The organism is Pseudoalteromonas sp. T1lg65, assembly GCF_051930985.1.
GTDB lineage: Bacteria > Pseudomonadota > Gammaproteobacteria > Enterobacterales > Alteromonadaceae > Pseudoalteromonas.
The window spans coordinates 197,397-213,389 of record NZ_CP196837.1 but is presented as its reverse complement, the minus strand read 5'-3'; the positions used below and the strand labels follow the sequence as shown (position 1 = coordinate 213,389).

The 15,993-nt window shown below is 44.3% G+C and carries 15 protein-coding genes and 7 tRNA genes; 4 read left to right on the top strand and 18 right to left on the bottom strand.

The features are described from left to right. Positions 1 to 143 precede the first annotated feature (143 nt). Positions 144 to 1,322 (top strand): dipeptidase, encoded by a 1,179-nt coding sequence (locus tag ACSLBF_RS00950; protein ID WP_440054770.1) that lies wholly within the window; start codon positions 144 to 146, stop codon positions 1,320 to 1,322. Between the two features lie 184 nt (positions 1,323 to 1,506). Here ACSLBF_RS00950 and ACSLBF_RS00945 read toward each other — a convergent pair. The 5 genes from ACSLBF_RS00945 to nudE all read right to left on the bottom strand — a co-directional run bounded on the left by ACSLBF_RS00945 (position 1,507) and on the right by nudE (position 3,717). Further along, positions 1,507 to 1,583 (bottom strand) — tRNA-Met (locus tag ACSLBF_RS00945). A gap of 167 nt (positions 1,584 to 1,750) precedes the next feature. Further along, positions 1,751 to 1,827, bottom strand: a tRNA-Met gene (locus ACSLBF_RS00940). A gap of 167 nt (positions 1,828 to 1,994) precedes the next feature. Next, positions 1,995 to 2,071, bottom strand: a tRNA-Met gene (locus tag ACSLBF_RS00935). A gap of 277 nt (positions 2,072 to 2,348) precedes the next feature. Continuing rightward, on the bottom strand, positions 2,349 to 3,152 hold the full coding sequence (cysQ, locus tag ACSLBF_RS00930; RefSeq protein WP_440054769.1) for a 3'(2'),5'-bisphosphate nucleotidase CysQ: 804 nt from the start codon (positions 3,150 to 3,152) through the stop codon (positions 2,349 to 2,351). A 1-nt stretch (position 3,153) separates the two neighbouring features. Beyond that, a complete protein-coding gene (gene nudE, locus ACSLBF_RS00925; RefSeq protein ID WP_440054768.1) occupies positions 3,154 to 3,717 on the bottom strand; it encodes an ADP compounds hydrolase NudE in 564 nt (187 codons plus the stop codon). Positions 3,718 to 3,778: 61 nt separating this feature from the next. Between nudE and yrfG the strand changes: the two genes are divergently transcribed. After that, a complete protein-coding gene (gene yrfG, locus ACSLBF_RS00920; protein ID WP_440054767.1) occupies positions 3,779 to 4,435 on the top strand; it encodes a GMP/IMP nucleotidase in 657 nt (218 codons plus the stop codon). On the opposite strand, the gene ACSLBF_RS00915 is transcribed toward yrfG, so the two are convergent. Beyond that, positions 4,432 to 5,052 carry a dUTP diphosphatase gene (locus ACSLBF_RS00915; protein ID WP_440054766.1) on the bottom strand — a complete coding sequence of 207 codons (621 nt, stop codon included), beginning with the start codon at positions 5,050 to 5,052 and terminating at the stop codon, positions 4,432 to 4,434. The two genes, yrfG and ACSLBF_RS00915, sit on opposite strands and share 4 nt — an antisense overlap. 109 nt (positions 5,053 to 5,161) lie before the next feature. Here ACSLBF_RS00915 and ACSLBF_RS00910 point away from each other — a divergent pair, with 109 nt between their 5' ends. Next, positions 5,162 to 5,788, top strand: a complete 627-nt coding sequence (locus tag ACSLBF_RS00910) for a peroxiredoxin-like family protein (RefSeq protein ID WP_440054765.1) — start codon at positions 5,162 to 5,164, stop codon at positions 5,786 to 5,788. Position 5,789: 1 nt separating this feature from the next. Here the strand turns inward: ACSLBF_RS00910 and ACSLBF_RS00905 are convergent, their stop codons facing one another. The 4 genes from ACSLBF_RS00905 to ACSLBF_RS00890 form a co-directional block, all read right to left on the bottom strand. Then, on the bottom strand, positions 5,790 to 8,123 hold the full coding sequence (locus ACSLBF_RS00905; RefSeq protein ID WP_440054764.1) for a fatty acid cis/trans isomerase: 2,334 nt from the start codon (positions 8,121 to 8,123) through the stop codon (positions 5,790 to 5,792). 1 nt (position 8,124) lies between these two features. After that, a complete protein-coding gene (locus tag ACSLBF_RS00900) occupies positions 8,125 to 8,490 on the bottom strand; it encodes a hypothetical protein (protein ID WP_440054763.1) in 366 nt (121 codons plus the stop codon). A gap of 117 nt (positions 8,491 to 8,607) precedes the next feature. After that, positions 8,608 to 9,273, bottom strand: coding sequence for an SDR family oxidoreductase (locus ACSLBF_RS00895; protein WP_440054762.1), 666 nt, complete (start codon positions 9,271 to 9,273; stop codon positions 8,608 to 8,610). Positions 9,274 to 9,340: 67 nt separating this feature from the next. Beyond that, positions 9,341 to 10,141: a VOC family protein gene (locus ACSLBF_RS00890; protein ID WP_440054761.1), complete on the bottom strand. Its 801-nt coding sequence runs from the start codon at positions 10,139 to 10,141 to the stop codon at positions 9,341 to 9,343. Between the two features lie 106 nt (positions 10,142 to 10,247). Between ACSLBF_RS00890 and ACSLBF_RS00885 the strand changes: the two genes are divergently transcribed. Beyond that, positions 10,248 to 11,018: a hypothetical protein gene (locus ACSLBF_RS00885; protein WP_440054760.1), complete on the top strand. Its 771-nt coding sequence runs from the start codon at positions 10,248 to 10,250 to the stop codon at positions 11,016 to 11,018. 333 nt (positions 11,019 to 11,351) lie between these two features. On the opposite strand, the gene tuf is transcribed toward ACSLBF_RS00885, so the two are convergent. The 8 genes from tuf to murB all read right to left on the bottom strand — a co-directional run bounded on the left by tuf (position 11,352) and on the right by murB (position 15,897). After that, the gene (gene tuf, locus ACSLBF_RS00880; protein WP_440054759.1) at positions 11,352 to 12,536 is read right to left on the bottom strand and encodes an elongation factor Tu; all 1,185 of its coding nucleotides are present in this window, start codon (positions 12,534 to 12,536) and stop codon (positions 11,352 to 11,354) included. A 134-nt stretch (positions 12,537 to 12,670) separates the two neighbouring features. Beyond that, a tRNA-Thr gene (locus tag ACSLBF_RS00875) sits at positions 12,671 to 12,746 on the bottom strand. 13 nt (positions 12,747 to 12,759) lie between these two features. Beyond that, positions 12,760 to 12,834 (bottom strand) — tRNA-Gly (locus tag ACSLBF_RS00870). A gap of 44 nt (positions 12,835 to 12,878) precedes the next feature. Next, positions 12,879 to 12,963: transfer RNA gene (locus ACSLBF_RS00865), tRNA-Tyr, on the bottom strand. Between the two features lie 46 nt (positions 12,964 to 13,009). Then, positions 13,010 to 13,085 (bottom strand) — tRNA-Thr (locus ACSLBF_RS00860). A gap of 118 nt (positions 13,086 to 13,203) precedes the next feature. After that, complete coding sequence (locus tag ACSLBF_RS00855; RefSeq protein ID WP_440054758.1) at positions 13,204 to 13,902, bottom strand: type III pantothenate kinase; 699 nt, start codon at positions 13,900 to 13,902, stop codon at positions 13,204 to 13,206. After that, a complete protein-coding gene (gene birA / locus ACSLBF_RS00850; RefSeq protein ID WP_440056174.1) occupies positions 13,899 to 14,888 on the bottom strand; it encodes a bifunctional biotin--[acetyl-CoA-carboxylase] ligase/biotin operon repressor BirA in 990 nt (329 codons plus the stop codon). Before birA ends, ACSLBF_RS00855 begins: the two co-directional genes overlap by 4 nt. Then, positions 14,884 to 15,897 carry a UDP-N-acetylmuramate dehydrogenase gene (gene murB / locus ACSLBF_RS00845; RefSeq protein WP_440056173.1) on the bottom strand — a complete coding sequence of 338 codons (1,014 nt, stop codon included), beginning with the start codon at positions 15,895 to 15,897 and terminating at the stop codon, positions 14,884 to 14,886. The genes birA and murB overlap by 5 nt, the downstream gene beginning before the upstream one ends. Positions 15,898 to 15,993: the final 96 nt, after the last annotated feature.

Here is a 15,993-nt window from a genome sequence, read left to right as displayed (position 1 = left end):
ATTTTGGTGATAAACGTTAAAAATAAATGGATTAATAAAAGGTACACATGTTAAGCGGCAAATATGGTGGTTGAACGTAAAAGATTGAGGATGAAGTAATAATTGATACAATCAGATGAAAACTACGACAAAAAGGTAACCCCATGAAGTTAGCAACTGCTCTATGTGCGCTATCGCTGGCTGTTTCCAGCGCTTATGCAAGCGAATACACCGCCTCAGACAAAGCGGTCAAAATCGCTAAAGAAAATATCCTAATTGATACCCATATCGATGTACCTTATCGCATTAACGATGAATGGGATGATGTGAGTAAAGCCACCAAAGGCGGTGACTTTGATTACCCAAGAGCGGTTGCTGGTGGTCTTGATGCGCCTTTTATGTCGATTTATATTCCTGCGAACCTAGAATTTGAAGGTAAGGGAAAGAGCTACCAGTTAGCGAATCAGCTGATTGATGGTATGGAAGCGTTGGCTTATCGTGCACCTGATAAGTTTGCCATGGCCTATAACAGCCAAGATATTTATGACAACTTTGATAAAGGGCTGATCTCCATCGCAATGGGCATGGAAAATGGCTCACCTATCGAAGGAGAAATGAAGAACCTTCAACACTTCTTCGACCGTGGTGTTCGTTACATCACATTGGCGCACTCGCAAAGCAATCATATTTCTGACTCTTCATACGACATCCGCCGTAAATGGAAAGGCTTAAGCCCATTCGGTAAAGAGTTGGTTGTTGAGATGAACAAGGTGGGCATGTTGATTGATGTGTCTCATATTTCGGACGCTGCGTTTTATCAAGTGATGGAGCTATCTAAAGTACCAGTCATTGCTTCTCACTCTTCACTGCGCAAATATACTCCCGGCTTTGAACGTAATATGGATGATGACATGCTAAAAGCATTGGCTAAAAATGGCGGTGTTATTCAAATTAACTTCGGCTCAAGCTTTGTCACTGCCAAAGCTGGCGCTTGGTATGACAAATTAAAAGCGGCTCAAAAAGACAGCGGCAACGACGGAAAAACCGACTTCCGCGCAGCATTCAGAGCAAAAAACCCATTCCCATTCGCAACACTAGAACAAGTACTGGATCATATTGACCATGTCGTTAAGTTAATTGGTATCGATCATGTTGGTATTGGTTCTGACTACGATGGCGTTGGTGATTCATTACCAGTAGGTTTAAAAGACGTTTCTAGTTATCCAAACCTAGTACAAGGTTTACTAGACAGAGGCTACAGCGAAGCGGACATCAAGAAAATCTTGGGTGGAAATACCTTAAGAGTTTGGAAGCAAGCTGAAGAGTATGCGAAAAAGCACTAATTAGCATCTAATACCATATAGGGTATGCGGAAAGTGGAGCGACTCCACTTTCTTAACTCCATTCACGACACCAGCCACACGAAAAACGCCTACCGCAAACAAAAAGAAAAATAGTCTTTGCAGTATCGATGAGAAACGAAGTTAGGAAATAAAAAGAATAGTGATAGGAGAAATTACAGGGAGTTGGTTGCGGGAGCCGGATTTGAACCGACGACCTTCGGGTTATGAGCCCGACGAGCTACCAGGCTGCTCCATCCCGCGCCTGTAATTTTATAGTCTGCTTTCGTCGGGAACCGACGACCTTCGACTTTTTAGGCTTAGCGAGTCCGACGAATGATTTATCATTCTGCTCCATCCCGCGCCTATAACTTAACGTTTTACTTCTGTTAAAGAAGTGCCGAATCTTTTACTTCTCTCAAGCAAAGAAGTGGTTGCGGGAGCCGGATTTGAACCGACGACCTTCGGGTTATGAGCCCGACGAGCTACCAGGCTGCTCCATCCCGCGCCTGTAATTTTATAGTCTGCTTTCGTCAGAAACCGACGACCTTCGACTTTTTAGGCTTAGCGAGTCCGACGAATGGTTTGTCATTCTGCTTTATACCGCGCCTATTATTTAACGTTTTACTTCAGTTAAAGAAGTGCCGAATCTTTTACTTCTCTCAAGCAAAGAAGTGGTTGCGGGAGCCGGATTTGAACCGACGACCTTCGGGTTATGAGCCCGACGAGCTACCAGGCTGCTCCATCCCGCGCCTGTAATTTTATAGTCTACTTTCGTCGGCAACCGACGACTTTCGACTTTTTAGGCTTAGCGAGTCCGACGAATGATTTATCATTCTGCTTTATACCGCGCCTATAATTTTGAGCTAAAAACTCAACTCAAACTTCTTTTCAGGGGCTTACCCTTTCAAGAGGCCGCTATCTTATAAGATTAAACATTTATTGCAAGGGATTTAATATAAAAACAGCTTCGTTTGCGCAAAAATAAAACAAAACACCGTTTTTATCAGGTTTTGTGATGTAAATCGGCTAATCAAGTGAGCGATGATGTGGACTAATTAGCTTTTGCCATTGCCAATCGGGATGCCCCATTACAATAAAGTCAGGATTTTCTGTCGTTTCACGCTGATTGTAGGTAAGCGGGTTAAATTCCGCATCTGTGATACATCCACCAGCTTCCTCGACAATCACCTGAGATGCGCCAGTATCCCATTCTCCAGTTGGCCCGACTCGCAAAAAGCAATCCGCCTTTCCCTCGGCAATAATACATGCCTTAAGTGAACAAGAGCCCAATGCGACGGTATCAAATTGGCTATTTAGATACTGGCTCACTGATTCCAGTTTTTGTCGACGACTTACCGCTAGCGTTAAAGTCTCCCTCGGAGAAACAAAGATCTGCTGACTCACACCATTGTCTTCTCGTTTGAATGCACCATTTCCTTTCGATGCATAATAAGTCACTCCCTTAGAGGGCCAATAGATAACGCCGAGTACCGGATTATTATTTTCGATCAAAGCAATGTTAACTGCAAAGTCACCACTTTCAAGGATAAATTCACCAGTCCCGTCCATTGGATCTAGTAACCAATATTTAGTCCAGTGCTGTCGCTCATTAAGTGGGGGGATTGGTGTTTCTTCTGACATCACCGGAATGTCTGGCGCGATTTCTTGTAAGCCAGCCATTAGTACTTCGTTTGATGCAAGATCCGCAGCCGTAACAGGTGTATGATCCGACTTTTCTTGAGCACCCACATCATCAGCCTGATAGATAGCCATGATGGCTTCACCAGCACGACGAGCAAGTTCAATACAAGGCTCTAAATAGCAATGCAATTTACGCCTCCAAATTCAAATGTATTTGTAACAGCAATAGCGCAGCGACACTTCTCGCTTCGGTAAAGTCTTCCTGCTCAAGGAGCTTTGGCCACTCTTCTAACGGCCACTTTACCACCACTAGAGGCTCTGGCTCGTCCCCTTCAAGCGTTTCAGGGTATAGCTCACTGGCGACCATAATATGCATTTTCGCATTAAAGTAACTGGGTGCCAATGACACAACCTTGAGTTCAGAAAATGCGTGCGCACCAAAACCGACTTCTTCTTTTAACTCCCGGTTACCGGCCTCGATTGGCGTTTCACCCGGATCTATTAACCCTTTGGGGAAACCCAATTGATAATTGTGTGTTCCTGCACAATATTCCCTTACTAAGAGTAGCTCATTTTCAGCCGTTATGGGCACTATCATCACAGCACCTCTGCCTCCCCCTTTAATACGCTCGTATTGCCTCTGCGCGCCATTGGAAAAATGCAGTGATAATGATTCAACGGTAAAAAGCTTGCTTCTAGCAACTGTCTCGCAGGTTACAATTTCAGGCGGCGTGGGATGCTTTTTATGTGACATATCTCTAGATTTGCTATGATGACCAATAACATAATCATAAAGTGTTTGAAGTTAAATGCCTATGCTAAATTGGTCGAAAATCGATACGGTGCTATTAGACATGGATGGCACGCTGCTTGACTTACATTTTGATAATCATTTTTGGTTAGAAGTCATTCCGGCAGCTCATGCTAAACATAAAAATATTTCTATAGCTGAAGCTAAAGCTGACATCGCAGCGCGCTACGACGCGGTATCAGGACAAATACAGTGGTACTGCCTAGACTACTGGCAACAGCAGCTTGAGTTACCCATCATGGAGCTTAAGCGTGAAATTCAAGACCTTATTTCTGTTCGTGAGGACGTCCCTGCATTTTTAGAAGCCTTAAGAGATAGCGGCAAAGAACTCATTTTGCTGACCAATGCTCATCCGGACAGTTTAAGTTTAAAAGTCGAACGCACGCAGTTTGATAAGTATTTGGATAAACTGGTATCAACACATCAGTATGGTGTCAGTAAAGAAAGCCAATGGCTCTGGCATCAAGTTCAACAAGATTTGGGATTTGATAAAAGCAGAACGCTGTTTGTCGATGATAGTTTACCCGTATTAGCCGCAGCTAAAGAGTTCGGAATAGCGCATTTACTTGCTGTCACTAATCCCGATAGTCGACAGCCGGAAAAGCACATTGATGACTACATGTGTGTTTCCGACTATCGAACCTTGTTACCCATCAATTAAGCTGGGTAGCGTGCTTTTAAGCCATCGTAAACATGTGTTTTGAAGTCTGGATGCTCAGTGTCTAGGCTTTTTACGACTTCTACCAAGTGCTCGTTGTCCTCTTGACCATTCCACACTTTGATATAACTACCATCTTTGTAGCCATGATCTTGACGGAAAAAGTTCAGAGTATTTTTACCCACATAGCCACGATACAAATCATCGATGCTCATACCAATTTGTTGCATACAACCCGCAAATGCTTGCGCATCGAACTGTTTGTTTGCTACCGCTGAGGCAGCCAATTTCTCTAGCGTTTGTTTAAAATCCGCTTCAAGCTGTGGTTGGCTCAACTCTGCATTTAATTGCTCAGCAAGTGTTTGGTAACTGGTTATTCCATCAATGCGTAGTGACAAACCAAAATGGAAAATATCCACCAACTCAAGGATCACTTGCTCAGTATCTGGTGTTTGTTTTTTCCACCACTTCCAGCCGTAGTGGTCAAGCATTTCTGCACACTCAACCCAAATGGCGCGGTACCATTCAAACCCTTGCTCAAACCATTGTTCGTGCACTTTGGTATTCATGGCATTTTGCATCTCTAGCATAACCATTAATTTGGTGATATTTGCAGACATCGTGCTCTCTCTTTAGTTTCGATCTGATCGGGCAATATCATACCGAAGTGAAAGTTTTTCGCCACTATCCCGTTCTTGTTTGGCAATGTCAGTATTTACAGGAACTGTTATGCGCACCCTACTATGTATTATTCCCTTTATTTTTAGTCTTTATGGCCATGCTATCACTGTGGAAAACATTGCTAGCTCTCCAGAATCCGTACGTCCATTGTTACCGGGGTTAACGGCCCCTAACATGAGTTTGCTCAATAAAAATGGTCAAACAGTCAATCTGGCCAGTCAATACCAAGCTAAAACAACCATCTTAGTAATTTATCGCGGTGGTTGGTGCCCTTATTGCTCTCGCCAATTAGCTGGATTACAAAAGATTGAAAAATCATTGGTGAAACTGGGGGCACAAATTATTGCAATTTCTCCCGACAAACCTGAGAAGCTGGCACAAAGTACGGTTGAATCTGAAAATTACCAATTATTGTCAGATCAACAACTGGCGCTCACTCAAGCATTAGGTTTGGCTTATTACCTTGACGATAAAACAGCTGACATCTATCGCAATAAGCTTGGTGTTAATATTGTGGACGAAACCGGAGCTGAAAAAGTCGCGCTTCCGGTTCCTGCGGTATTTGTGGTAGACAAACAAGGCGTAATCCAATTTCAGTATGCCAACCCAAATTATAAAACACGCCTAGATGAAAGCGTGTTGCTTGCAGCAGTTAGAGCCGCAAGCAACTTGTAATTTATCGGTTTTCTAAGCGATTGTAGTCAAACAAACCAAATTCAACTCCGCGTGTTTGTTTGGCTACCTTGTGAAGGAGATCACTATAGTACCAAAACTGAGGATGTGTACGACGGATAGCAAAATCAGCCCGCAGTTTTTGATACTCTGCTTCATTGGAGATCACCTGCAACCGTGAAACAAAAGCTGAGACATGTTCAGCGTTTGGCAAATACCAAATAGACTCTGGATAATCCCCGATAAAACCTGGTACCAAGGTCGCATAGTCCTCATCATAAGCCCGCTGACCTTGTTCATTCAATAGACTAGAAATGTTGTAATGCGCATTATGGTGGATCAAGGTGTATGCCTGATATTGACCATCGTCCGTTTGCGTCATAATAAATGACACCTGAGGGAGCAAATTTACCGCACTGGTTGGCAACGTGTTCAACGCCGCCAATGGTGCAGGCACTTGCGTATGATCATAATGGGTTGCAAGGACCTTGTTTAAGTGCTGTTTTAGCTTTTGATATAACTCGGCCTGAGGGTTATCCGTTTCATAACGAATACCCGAAGGAGCTCCGAGCAAGGATTTACGATTAATAAACTCACTCAAACTGAGGTGCGACTTGCGATACCAATGACTCTTAATCCGCTGGCGATGGCTCAGTGGCAGCATATTCAGGAAGTTCTGCTCCCCTTCCAAACGCAGAAAATCCATATATAAACGTGTGTTCAATTGGTGGCCAATATTGCCGTAAACATCAAAGCCGGCAACCAACAAATAGTGAATACGTTCAAATAAGGCATAATCAATTACCCACATAGTCTTTGGCTCTTGCCCAATAAAGCCTTTCACGACAGTAGCGCTGTCAAAATGCCGGAAGATGGTTAGCGCGGCATTTTCGTTATCTCCATCCCCTTGCCAAATAAGGTTGAGATCGAGTTCACTGCCTTGGTTAAACAAGCGGTCTGCCAGTTCGGTTTTTGATTCGATATAATCACTTTGCTTTTTGGCATACTTAGCCCAACTCGCTAATGGTAATGCATTACTTTGCTCAGCAGCAGGCAACACCAAGTCTTCATCATGTTTGAGCAGCAGCTCATTCACCGCAGGATTGCTGTTCTTTTCCGGATCAACAAAAGCAACCCAGAAGTGGTCATTGATCACATTCAGTGCAATTTGACCTCGGCACACAGGCCCTTTGATAAAGCCTTTGACGACCAGTTCCGCTTCATCCAGCATAAACTGATAACGGGATTTAACCGGCAATGATCTAAACACTTTAAAAGGGTTTGCAGCAAGCTCAGCGTCATAACCAGGTAGTTCAGCCACCTCATAGTCAGGTGTGAAAAACAGCTTTTTAACACGCGCTAGCTTTTTCTCTGTGAGTGCCAGAGGCATATGCGTTTTAGCTAAAATAGTGCTACGAACTGGCATTAAACGATAATACACTCGCGCCACTTTGGGGTCGTCAAATGGCCGCACAGTGCCAATCAATTCTATCGCTTCTCCAGGTGGAGTACTGGATCGCACCAGCTGGAAAAAGCGCTGATTATCGACTTCTGAAAAGTAAATATGGGCCAAATACCAGTGCTCATAAATATACCGAGAAACCAACTGGTGTTTAATCGAATCTTGATTTAAAAATTGCTCCCAAGTTTGGATTTCATTTTCGAGTACATGATTGGCGTCATCAAGGTGCGCCATCTTAGCGCCATTCAGTAGCCATTTTTGTAGTGTTTTAAACTCTTTATTGCTTACTGCTGGTAATCCATATGGCATGCCTGCATGAGGCTGCTTTTTTGCGAAGTCGGCGAACTCGTCAATGCTTGGGCAAGATTGCTTGCGGTCTAGCGAAAAATCAAATTCATCGCTTAATACGCCTTGTTGTGGGAATGGCATAGACTGCTTCAGCAGCAAGCTATTGTATAGCACACTGGAAACGAGGTTGGCTTCTGGGGTTTGCGCTCGTTCATTTAACACAGGAGTAAAGCCTTTGCTGCGCCACTCCAAGGTACTCGATGCATCAAATAGTAATCGTGTTGGGGGTTGTGCAAGCAGTCGTGTTCCATCATAGACCAGCGCGTTAGTTAGGCCACGGTCAATCCCTTCCGGTGAAGAGAGTTTTAGTTGGCATGGCGCATCGTAACAGCCATGACAAACTACACAGCGCTGTTCCAAAATGGGCTTCACTTGCTCAAGGTAATCAGCTCCACCGAGCTGTGAGGTAACCATTCTCGGCTTTGGCTGTTCAGGACCAAACAGCTCATCATAATGTGTTGCACCAAAAGCCACACAGCCCGAAATGACCAACGCACTTAGAGCGATGCTTACAACTCGGCGAAACATACTATTGCTCGTCTTCGTCAAGGCCGAGATCAAATGTCGGCATCATTTCTACAGGTGGAGAAACAAAGAGCTGATCTTGCACATTAAGAATCGCACTTAACACCGGTCCGTTATTTAGTAGCAACTGTAGTTGATGCTCACCATTAAATAACTCAACCACATCTGCGGAAAAATCATTCAGCTCGTAGTCAACAACGGGAATACTTATGCTTTCTTCAGGTGTTGGGTTCTGGCATAAATTTGCCAGCAAGTTGTCTGTTAACATGACTGATAAACGTAAATCAGGTTGCTCTAGGTCTCGGTTTTCGATGTTGTCGTTGAGTAGAAAAAGAGGTAGTTCTAAAGGGGTATCTTGTTGTAGCTCCATAGTGCCACTCCTAACGCAATTTTCGGCCAGTGTAGCACAGCTCAGCTAATTTATGTGAGCTGACAACATTAACGCTGACTACACTGGATTAACTAGCCTCAGATTTAGATAATTATGTTACCAAGGAAGTATTTCGCCGCTAGAGTGCCAAAAGCTACCTGAGTTCTCTATGTTGAGTGCATCGATACGTTTGATCAATCGCTCAGCAGCAACATCTGGCCCAATGTCTCCTGCATAATTGACCATTTCTGTTTGTACAAACCCCGGATGTAACAAAGCCACAGCTACATTTTTTGGTTTTAACTCATGAGCGAGACTCACTCCGGCCGCATTTAATGCAGCTTTCGACATACGATAACCAATGTAGCCACCTGAAGAGTTGTCTGCAATTGAGCCCATACGACTTGTGATCATGGCAATCTTGCTACCTGCTTTTAGATTATTGAGTAAGGCATGAGTAACTCGAATTGGACCAAGTGCATTGACCTGTAATTGCTGCTCAATCGTTGCAAAGTCCATCTCTGCAAGTGTTTCGTTACAAAATACCCCAGCATTATTTATGATAATATCTAGCTTTTCATCTCCCAGCGCACTCACTAAAGCCCGAACCCCACTTTCGCTGGCAACATCAACACCTTCAATCACTTTTACAGACAACGCGTTCAGCGCCTCTGATGAACTTCGTACTACTGCGATTACGTCGCAACCAAGTGCTTTATATTGCTTACAAAACTCTAAACCAATGCCACGATTTGCTCCAGTTACTAATACTTTCAACGCCATGCTCTTCTCCAATTTCGCTTTTCGATTCTGTATGTTATTGGGACACATAACTCAAAATGCAATGTGGCTAAGCACTGATCTCGTCCATAGAAGACTCAATCACCGAGAATACCGCTCCAGAGGGATCGGTGATCACCGCAAACTTACCTACTTCAGGCACGTCGGTTGGGGGGACACAAACTGTTCCGCCTAGCTGTGTTGCAAAATCAGCACAGCTGTCGCAATCTAATACTGCAAAGTAAGTCATCCAGTGCGGCGGAATATCATCGCCCCATTCTTCGGTCATCTCTAGCATGCCGCCCACGGCACAACCATCAACTTTAAACAAGGTGTAGTCCATACTACCCATAGGCTTAAGCTCAATTTCCCAGTCAAATAACTGACTGTAAAAAGTACGGCTAGCCTCTGCATCACGACTTGCCAACTCAAACCAATAAGGTACGTTCGCTTCCATTGTGCGTTTAATACCAATATGATCCTTGGCTTGCCAAAGCGCGAATACAGCCCCTCCAGGTTCTTGCAACATCACCATCCGTCCCGCGTCGGGGATATCGTGCGGCCCCACCAAAACCTCAGCCCCGAGTGTCTTCGCTTTATCAATTTTACTGTTTACATCCTCTACAGCGATGTATGCCAGCCAAAAACTATTAGCACCTGTTTGCTGTTGCTCGGCTGTCATCTGGTACATCGCAGCCACGTCATCACCATGTTTTTGCATGATGGTGTAAAAACAGTCATCACCAATAGGCTGATCCAATACCTGCCAATCAAACAACTGACGATAAAAGGGTTTTACAGCCTGCCAATCGCTGGAACACAACTCCACCCAGCAAAATCGACCCAACTCTACCTTAGTTAATACACTCATAATCCTTCTCCTAAAAACTCTTCTGCTTGTTCAATGCCGTGTAACAATCACTTTCCTATAACTGGTCCAAACTGTATAATTTCGGCCCTTTTATCGGAGATCTCAAATGAAAATCAAAGCGCTGTTGCTCGCACTAGCATTAGTGTTTCTATCGGCATGTAACATGACCTATGTTCCACCTGTAGAAAATTATAAGCTACCACAAGGAGCAAAAATTGCACTGAAAGTTACAACCCGTGACGAGCTTCAACACACTCATTATGGCACAACCATTTTTAATAACTTCAACAAGTCATACGACTTCAAGTGGGCAATGAACGATGAGCTGCGCGATCAGTTGAAGTCTTCTCTTGAAGCCGCAACGAAGTTATCCGTTGTTGACTATGAAACTATACAGCCAGTTGATAATATAGGGTTTGTATCGGTAAAAGATAAACAGTGGCGCTACACACCAGAGAAAGCCTCGGCAAAAGATGCATTACTTGCAGAAAATATAGCCGTCGTCATTCATATCGAAGAGCAACCAACCAGAGCGGAAATGATATGTTCAAACTATGGTTGCACTGATTTTTTTTCACAAGGACATGGGTTATACACTAGAAGCTTTATGGGCTTGGACAACTACTATGCCTCTGCAAGTTACGTTATTTCAGCAGAAATTATCTCTCAACCAATAGATCTCGCCATGCTTGAGAAAGTGCAACTCTTGACAAGCTTGCAAGGCAGGTTAATTCAGCTCGAAGATTATCAGGACCCTGAAGATCACCAGCAATTATCAGAGACCCATTTTCTACCAGTTAAAGCGGCACTGCTCGACTACATGAACAAACTTGGTGTAGTACTGGGTGACTATATTAATGGTAACTTCTCGAAGTAAGGTTTTTTTCCTTAATCAGAAGCCAAGGCATGTGTTACGTCGGATGGCGCTTCGCTTATACCGACCTACGAGTGAAGCTACAAGCACCGGCATTACTGTAAAGAGCGCCACCTTCACCATACGCTAGACACAAAAAACCCGAGACTAAGCTCGGGTTTGAGTGCGAAGGGCTAACGACAATGAGCGAAGCGAAGGCGTTTCCTTTAGGCAAGGTGAAATCAGCCAATCTAACAACCGCTATGGGACTCACTGCTAAGGGGTCCGCCCAAAATCACGGGCATTAAAAAAGGCCACCGAAGTGACCTTTTTTACAGTGTTACTGCAATCTGTAGATTATTCTACGATAGTTGCTACAACACCAGCACCTACTGTACGGCCACCTTCACGGATAGCGAAACGTAGACCTTCGTCCATCGCGATTGGGCAGATTAGCTCTACTGTCATCTTGATGTTGTCACCAGGCATTACCATTTCTACGCCGTCTGGTAGCTGGATGTCACCAGTTACGTCTGTTGTACGGAAGTAGAACTGTGGACGGTAACCTTTGAAGAATGGCGTGTGACGACCACCTTCATCTTTCGAAAGTACGTATACTTCTGAAGTGAACTTCGTGTGAGGTGTGATTGAACCAGGCTTCGCTAGTACTTGACCACGCTCAACTTCGTCACGCTTAGTACCACGTAGAAGTGCACCGATGTTCTCACCCGCACGACCTTCGTCTAGAAGCTTACGGAACATCTCAACACCTGTACAAGTTGTCTTCGTAGTTTCTTTGATACCTACGATTTCAACTTCGTCGTTCACGTTGATGATACCAGCTTCAACACGGCCAGTTACAACTGTACCACGACCCTGGATTGAGAATACGTCTTCGATAGGCATGATGAATGGCTTATCGATGTCACGCTCTGGCTCTGGGATGTAAGTATCTAGTGCTTCTGCAAGCTCGATGATTTTCGCTTCCCACTGCTCTTCGCCTTCTAGTGCTTTAAGCGCAGAACCTTGGATTAGTGGTAGGTCATCACCTGGGAAATCGTACTCAGAAAGTAGTTCACGTACTTCCATCTCTACTAGCTCTAGAAGCTCTTCGTCGTCAACCATGTCACATTTGTTCATGAATACGATGATGTAAGGTACACCAACCTGACGAGAAAGTAGGATGTGCTCACGTGTTTGAGGCATAGGACCGTCAGTAGCAGCAACTACTAGGATCGCGCCGTCCATCTGTGCAGCACCTGTGATCATGTTTTTAACATAGTCAGCGTGTCCTGGACAGTCTACGTGTGCGTAGTGACGAGTTGGTGTGTCATACTCAACGTGTGAAGTTGAGATTGTGATACCACGCTCACGCTCTTCTGGAGCGTTGTCGATTGATGCGAAATCTTTAGCTTGACCACCGTATGCTTTTGCTAAAACATTAGTGATTGCTGCAGTTAGGGTAGTTTTACCGTGGTCAACGTGGCCGATTGTACCTACGTTTACGTGCGGTTTTACGCGTTCAAACTTTTCTTTTGCCATGACAGAACCTATAAGTTTTGTGTATCTAGATTACATATAAAAATAATCCACCAATGGCGGACTAGAATTATTCGGTCTAATTATAAAGATTTTTCTGACAATTCAAAGGAAGTATTTGTGAAGATTCTAAAGAATGGTGCTGATAGGCAGATTTGAACTGCCGACCTCACCCTTACCAAGGGTGCGCTCTACCAACTGAGCTATATCAGCACGCCAGATAAACTGGAGCGGGCAGCGGGAATCGAACCCGCATCATCAGCTTGGAAGGCTGAGGTAATAGCCATTATACGATGCCCGCTTTAGGAACCTGTTCTTAACTACCTCTAACCGTCAAGAATAAAGTGGTGGAGGGAGCTGGATTCGAACCAGCGAAGGCAGTGCCGTCAGATTTACAGTCTGATCCCTTTGGCCGCTCGGGAACCCCTCCACGTAAAAATTCTTTCCTAAAGCACCCAGCTAGTGGGGTAAAAAGATGGTGCCGACTATCCGAGTCGAACGGATGACCTACTGATTACAAGTCAGTTGCTCTACCAACTGAGCTAAGTCGGCACTGCTTTAGTACGGGGCGAGATATTAGAGCAACGACTGTCCCGATGCAACAGGTATCTGCAAAAAAAATTAAATTTATTGTTCAAATGCTCAGTTTTACAGCAATACCATGACTTTTTTAGATTTGTGGTGAAAATTTGCGCCACACAGCCAGTCCTTTTAGCACCAACTCGGGGTTAAATTCTGCATCTACAAACTGCTGTTGAATGATTTTTCCATAGCCGCCTGTCGTCAAAATAACTGGCTGACTTGATTGCAGCAAACTTCTGGCACAATAAACTAAGCCAACCGTTGCCGCCAAGGCGCCATTTTTCACGGCGCTGGGGGTGTTATTTGCAAACTCAAATGCAAACGGTGTGTGTTCATCACAAAACACCCGCTCAGCACGAGCGGTGATACTGTTCACCATCAAGTCAATACCCGGTGCAATCCAGCCACCTAAGTGCTGACCTTGTTTATTGACTACATCCACGGTAGTTGCCGTACCAGAGTCAATAATAATCAGGTCTCGATTAGGAAATAATTGAGATGCAGCCAGCACAGCTAACCAACGGTCAACGCCGAAGTTCTGATACTGTGAGTAAGCACATGTCACACCTGCACATTGCGGCGTTACACTTGCTTGATACACATCTACCTTACACTGCGCAGCTGACGCCAATAAAGGCTCTAACAAGCTACTTTTACCTACTTGGCCATAAACCAACTCGTCAATAGCTGACCAGATCACTTCCTGTTCACGCACAGACTTAATATTACCTTGGTCCTCAATCGCCAATTTGACGGCTGTATTTCCTACATCGACTAGTAATCTCATTGCGACCTCCTCACCGAGATCTCACCACCATAGTAGCTTTTTAACTCACCATCTTGGCGCAATAACAATCCGCCTAATTCATCGATACCTTCGCAAATTCCTCGCCACTGGCGTTGACCAGTCGTTAGCTCGATTAATTCACCTTGAAAAGCATTTAAGGTATTCCACACCGTTACCATTTCACTCAGCCCTGAACGTTGATACTGCGTTAATCGTTGCGCTAGGTAATGCGTTAACTCTACCACCAGTTGATTTTTATCCACATCGGCTGAGTGTGAATTCAGGTCGGTCCATGCTTGTTCAATTGATTCTGCGGCATTTTCCGGCATTTGGATATTCATACCAATACCAATTACTAAATGGCAAGGTCCTTCAATCTGCCCTTCTAACTCCACTAAAATACCGGCAAGCTTTTGTCCTTGCAGATAAACATCATTTGGCCACTTGAGTTCGACATCCAAATTATATAAGGCTTTTAAAGTATCAAAAACGGCCAAACCCGCTGCTATCGACACTCCCATTGCCGCTTGCATACCACCATCAAAGCACCAGTAATAGCTATAATATAAGTTCGCACCAAAAGGAGACTGCCATACTCTGCCCCGCCGTCCGCGACCTGCATTCTGCATTTCCGCAACCAAGACATGCCCAGAACTGAGGGCTTCTTTATTTTGCAGTCTGCGCATTAACTCACTGTTGGTTGAATCAATAATAGCGTGATATTCAATCGGACATACTGTAGTAAATGTTTGCTGCCAAAGTACTTGCAGTTTGTGCTGGGAAATCAACGGTAAACTTTGATTAAGCTTATATCCTCGCCCGTTGACACAAAAGATATCTATTCCTAACTGCTGCAGGGCTTTAATATGCTTTGCCACAGCCGCACGACTGATACCTAATTGCTCACCCAACTCTTGTCCAGAAACAAACTCTCCGCGATTAAGCGCATTAAGGATAACTTGTTTCTTATCATCCTGCTCTTTAATCATTACCGCCTACCTGTAACTGACATTCACCAGCACAATCAATCAAGCGAACTTCGTGCTCTAGCACAACGCCATACATCATGTTCACTTTATGTTGGATTGCCACAATCAGCTGTTTTAGCTCTTCACCACAACCTTGCCCTGCATTAACCAACACCAGGGCTTGTTTTTCATACACGCGAATTGCTCCAACGTGAGTCCCTTTTAGTCCGGCATTATCAATTAACCAACCTGCTGCCAATTTTACGCGCTGTTCATCCACTGGAAAAATTGGCATATCCGGAAAGCGTTGTAGTAATTGTTCAGCATCAAGCTTGCCGACCATCGGATTTTTGAAGAAACTGCCGGCATTGGGTAATTGCGAAGGATCGGGCAATTTGGACTGCCGTATTTTAATTACTTCATCAAATACAACTTGTGCTGACACATCCTTGGGTAATTGTTGTAGTGGCCCATAACTGAGTGTCGCTCGCCATGCGGTAGACAACCGCAATGTGACTTCAGTTATTATAAAGCGCCCCTTTAGCGCATGCTTGAAGACAGAATCTCGATAGTGGAACTGACAATCTGCGTTGGATAAATTGATAAATTTCAATGTATCTAAGTTAAACCCACGTACTTGGTGCACGAAACGGCAAATTTCTACGCCATAGGCACCAATATTTTGCACTGGAGCGGCTCCTACTGTACCGGGGATCAATGCTAAATTTTCAAGCCCAGGAATACCCTGTTTAAGCAAGCTGCTCACCAAGCTGTGCCAATTTTCGCCAGCTTGCGCTATCACTTCAATAAAATCATCTTGTTTTGATATCACCACGCCTTTGGTTGCCATCTTTATTACCAAACCATCGTAATCACCAATAAAGACGGTATTACTCCCTTCACCTAAAACATAATACGGCTGGCTATAATCGAGGCGCTCTAATTGAGCAACATCATCAATCACACACAAGGATTTACTTTGTGCTGGCAACGCAAAGGTATGTAGAGACTGCAAACTAGGCACTATGGCACCTTAAAACAAAAACTAATGGGTCTAGTTTATCGTAATGTCATGACCGACGCATTAATCATCCTTCATCGTGTAACACTGTCTAAATCACTC

Bases quoted from the DNA above. Each gene is read 5' to 3' on its own strand.
- ACSLBF_RS00905 (WP_440054764.1), bottom strand. From the start codon at position 8,123: ATGTTTCGCCGAGTTGTAAGCATCGCTCTAAGTGCGTTGGTCATTTCG.
- nudE (WP_440054768.1), bottom strand. From the start codon at position 3,717: ATGTCACATAAAAAGCATCCCACGCCGCCTGAAATTGTAACCTGCGAG.
- yrfG (WP_440054767.1), top strand. From the start codon at position 3,779: ATGCTAAATTGGTCGAAAATCGATACGGTGCTATTAGACATGGATGGC.
- ACSLBF_RS00910 (WP_440054765.1), top strand. From the start codon at position 5,162: ATGCGCACCCTACTATGTATTATTCCCTTTATTTTTAGTCTTTATGGC.
- ACSLBF_RS00915 (WP_440054766.1), bottom strand. From the start codon at position 5,052: ATGTCTGCAAATATCACCAAATTAATGGTTATGCTAGAGATGCAAAAT.
- ACSLBF_RS00890 (WP_440054761.1), bottom strand. From the start codon at position 10,141: ATGAGTGTATTAACTAAGGTAGAGTTGGGTCGATTTTGCTGGGTGGAG.
- ACSLBF_RS00885 (WP_440054760.1), top strand. From the start codon at position 10,248: ATGAAAATCAAAGCGCTGTTGCTCGCACTAGCATTAGTGTTTCTATCG.
- ACSLBF_RS00900 (WP_440054763.1), bottom strand. From the start codon at position 8,490: ATGGAGCTACAACAAGATACCCCTTTAGAACTACCTCTTTTTCTACTC.
- ACSLBF_RS00895 (WP_440054762.1), bottom strand. From the start codon at position 9,273: ATGGCGTTGAAAGTATTAGTAACTGGAGCAAATCGTGGCATTGGTTTA.
- ACSLBF_RS00950 (WP_440054770.1), top strand. From the start codon at position 144: ATGAAGTTAGCAACTGCTCTATGTGCGCTATCGCTGGCTGTTTCCAGC.
- ACSLBF_RS00855 (WP_440054758.1), bottom strand. From the start codon at position 13,902: ATGAGATTACTAGTCGATGTAGGAAATACAGCCGTCAAATTGGCGATT.
- tuf (WP_440054759.1), bottom strand. From the start codon at position 12,536: ATGGCAAAAGAAAAGTTTGAACGCGTAAAACCGCACGTAAACGTAGGT.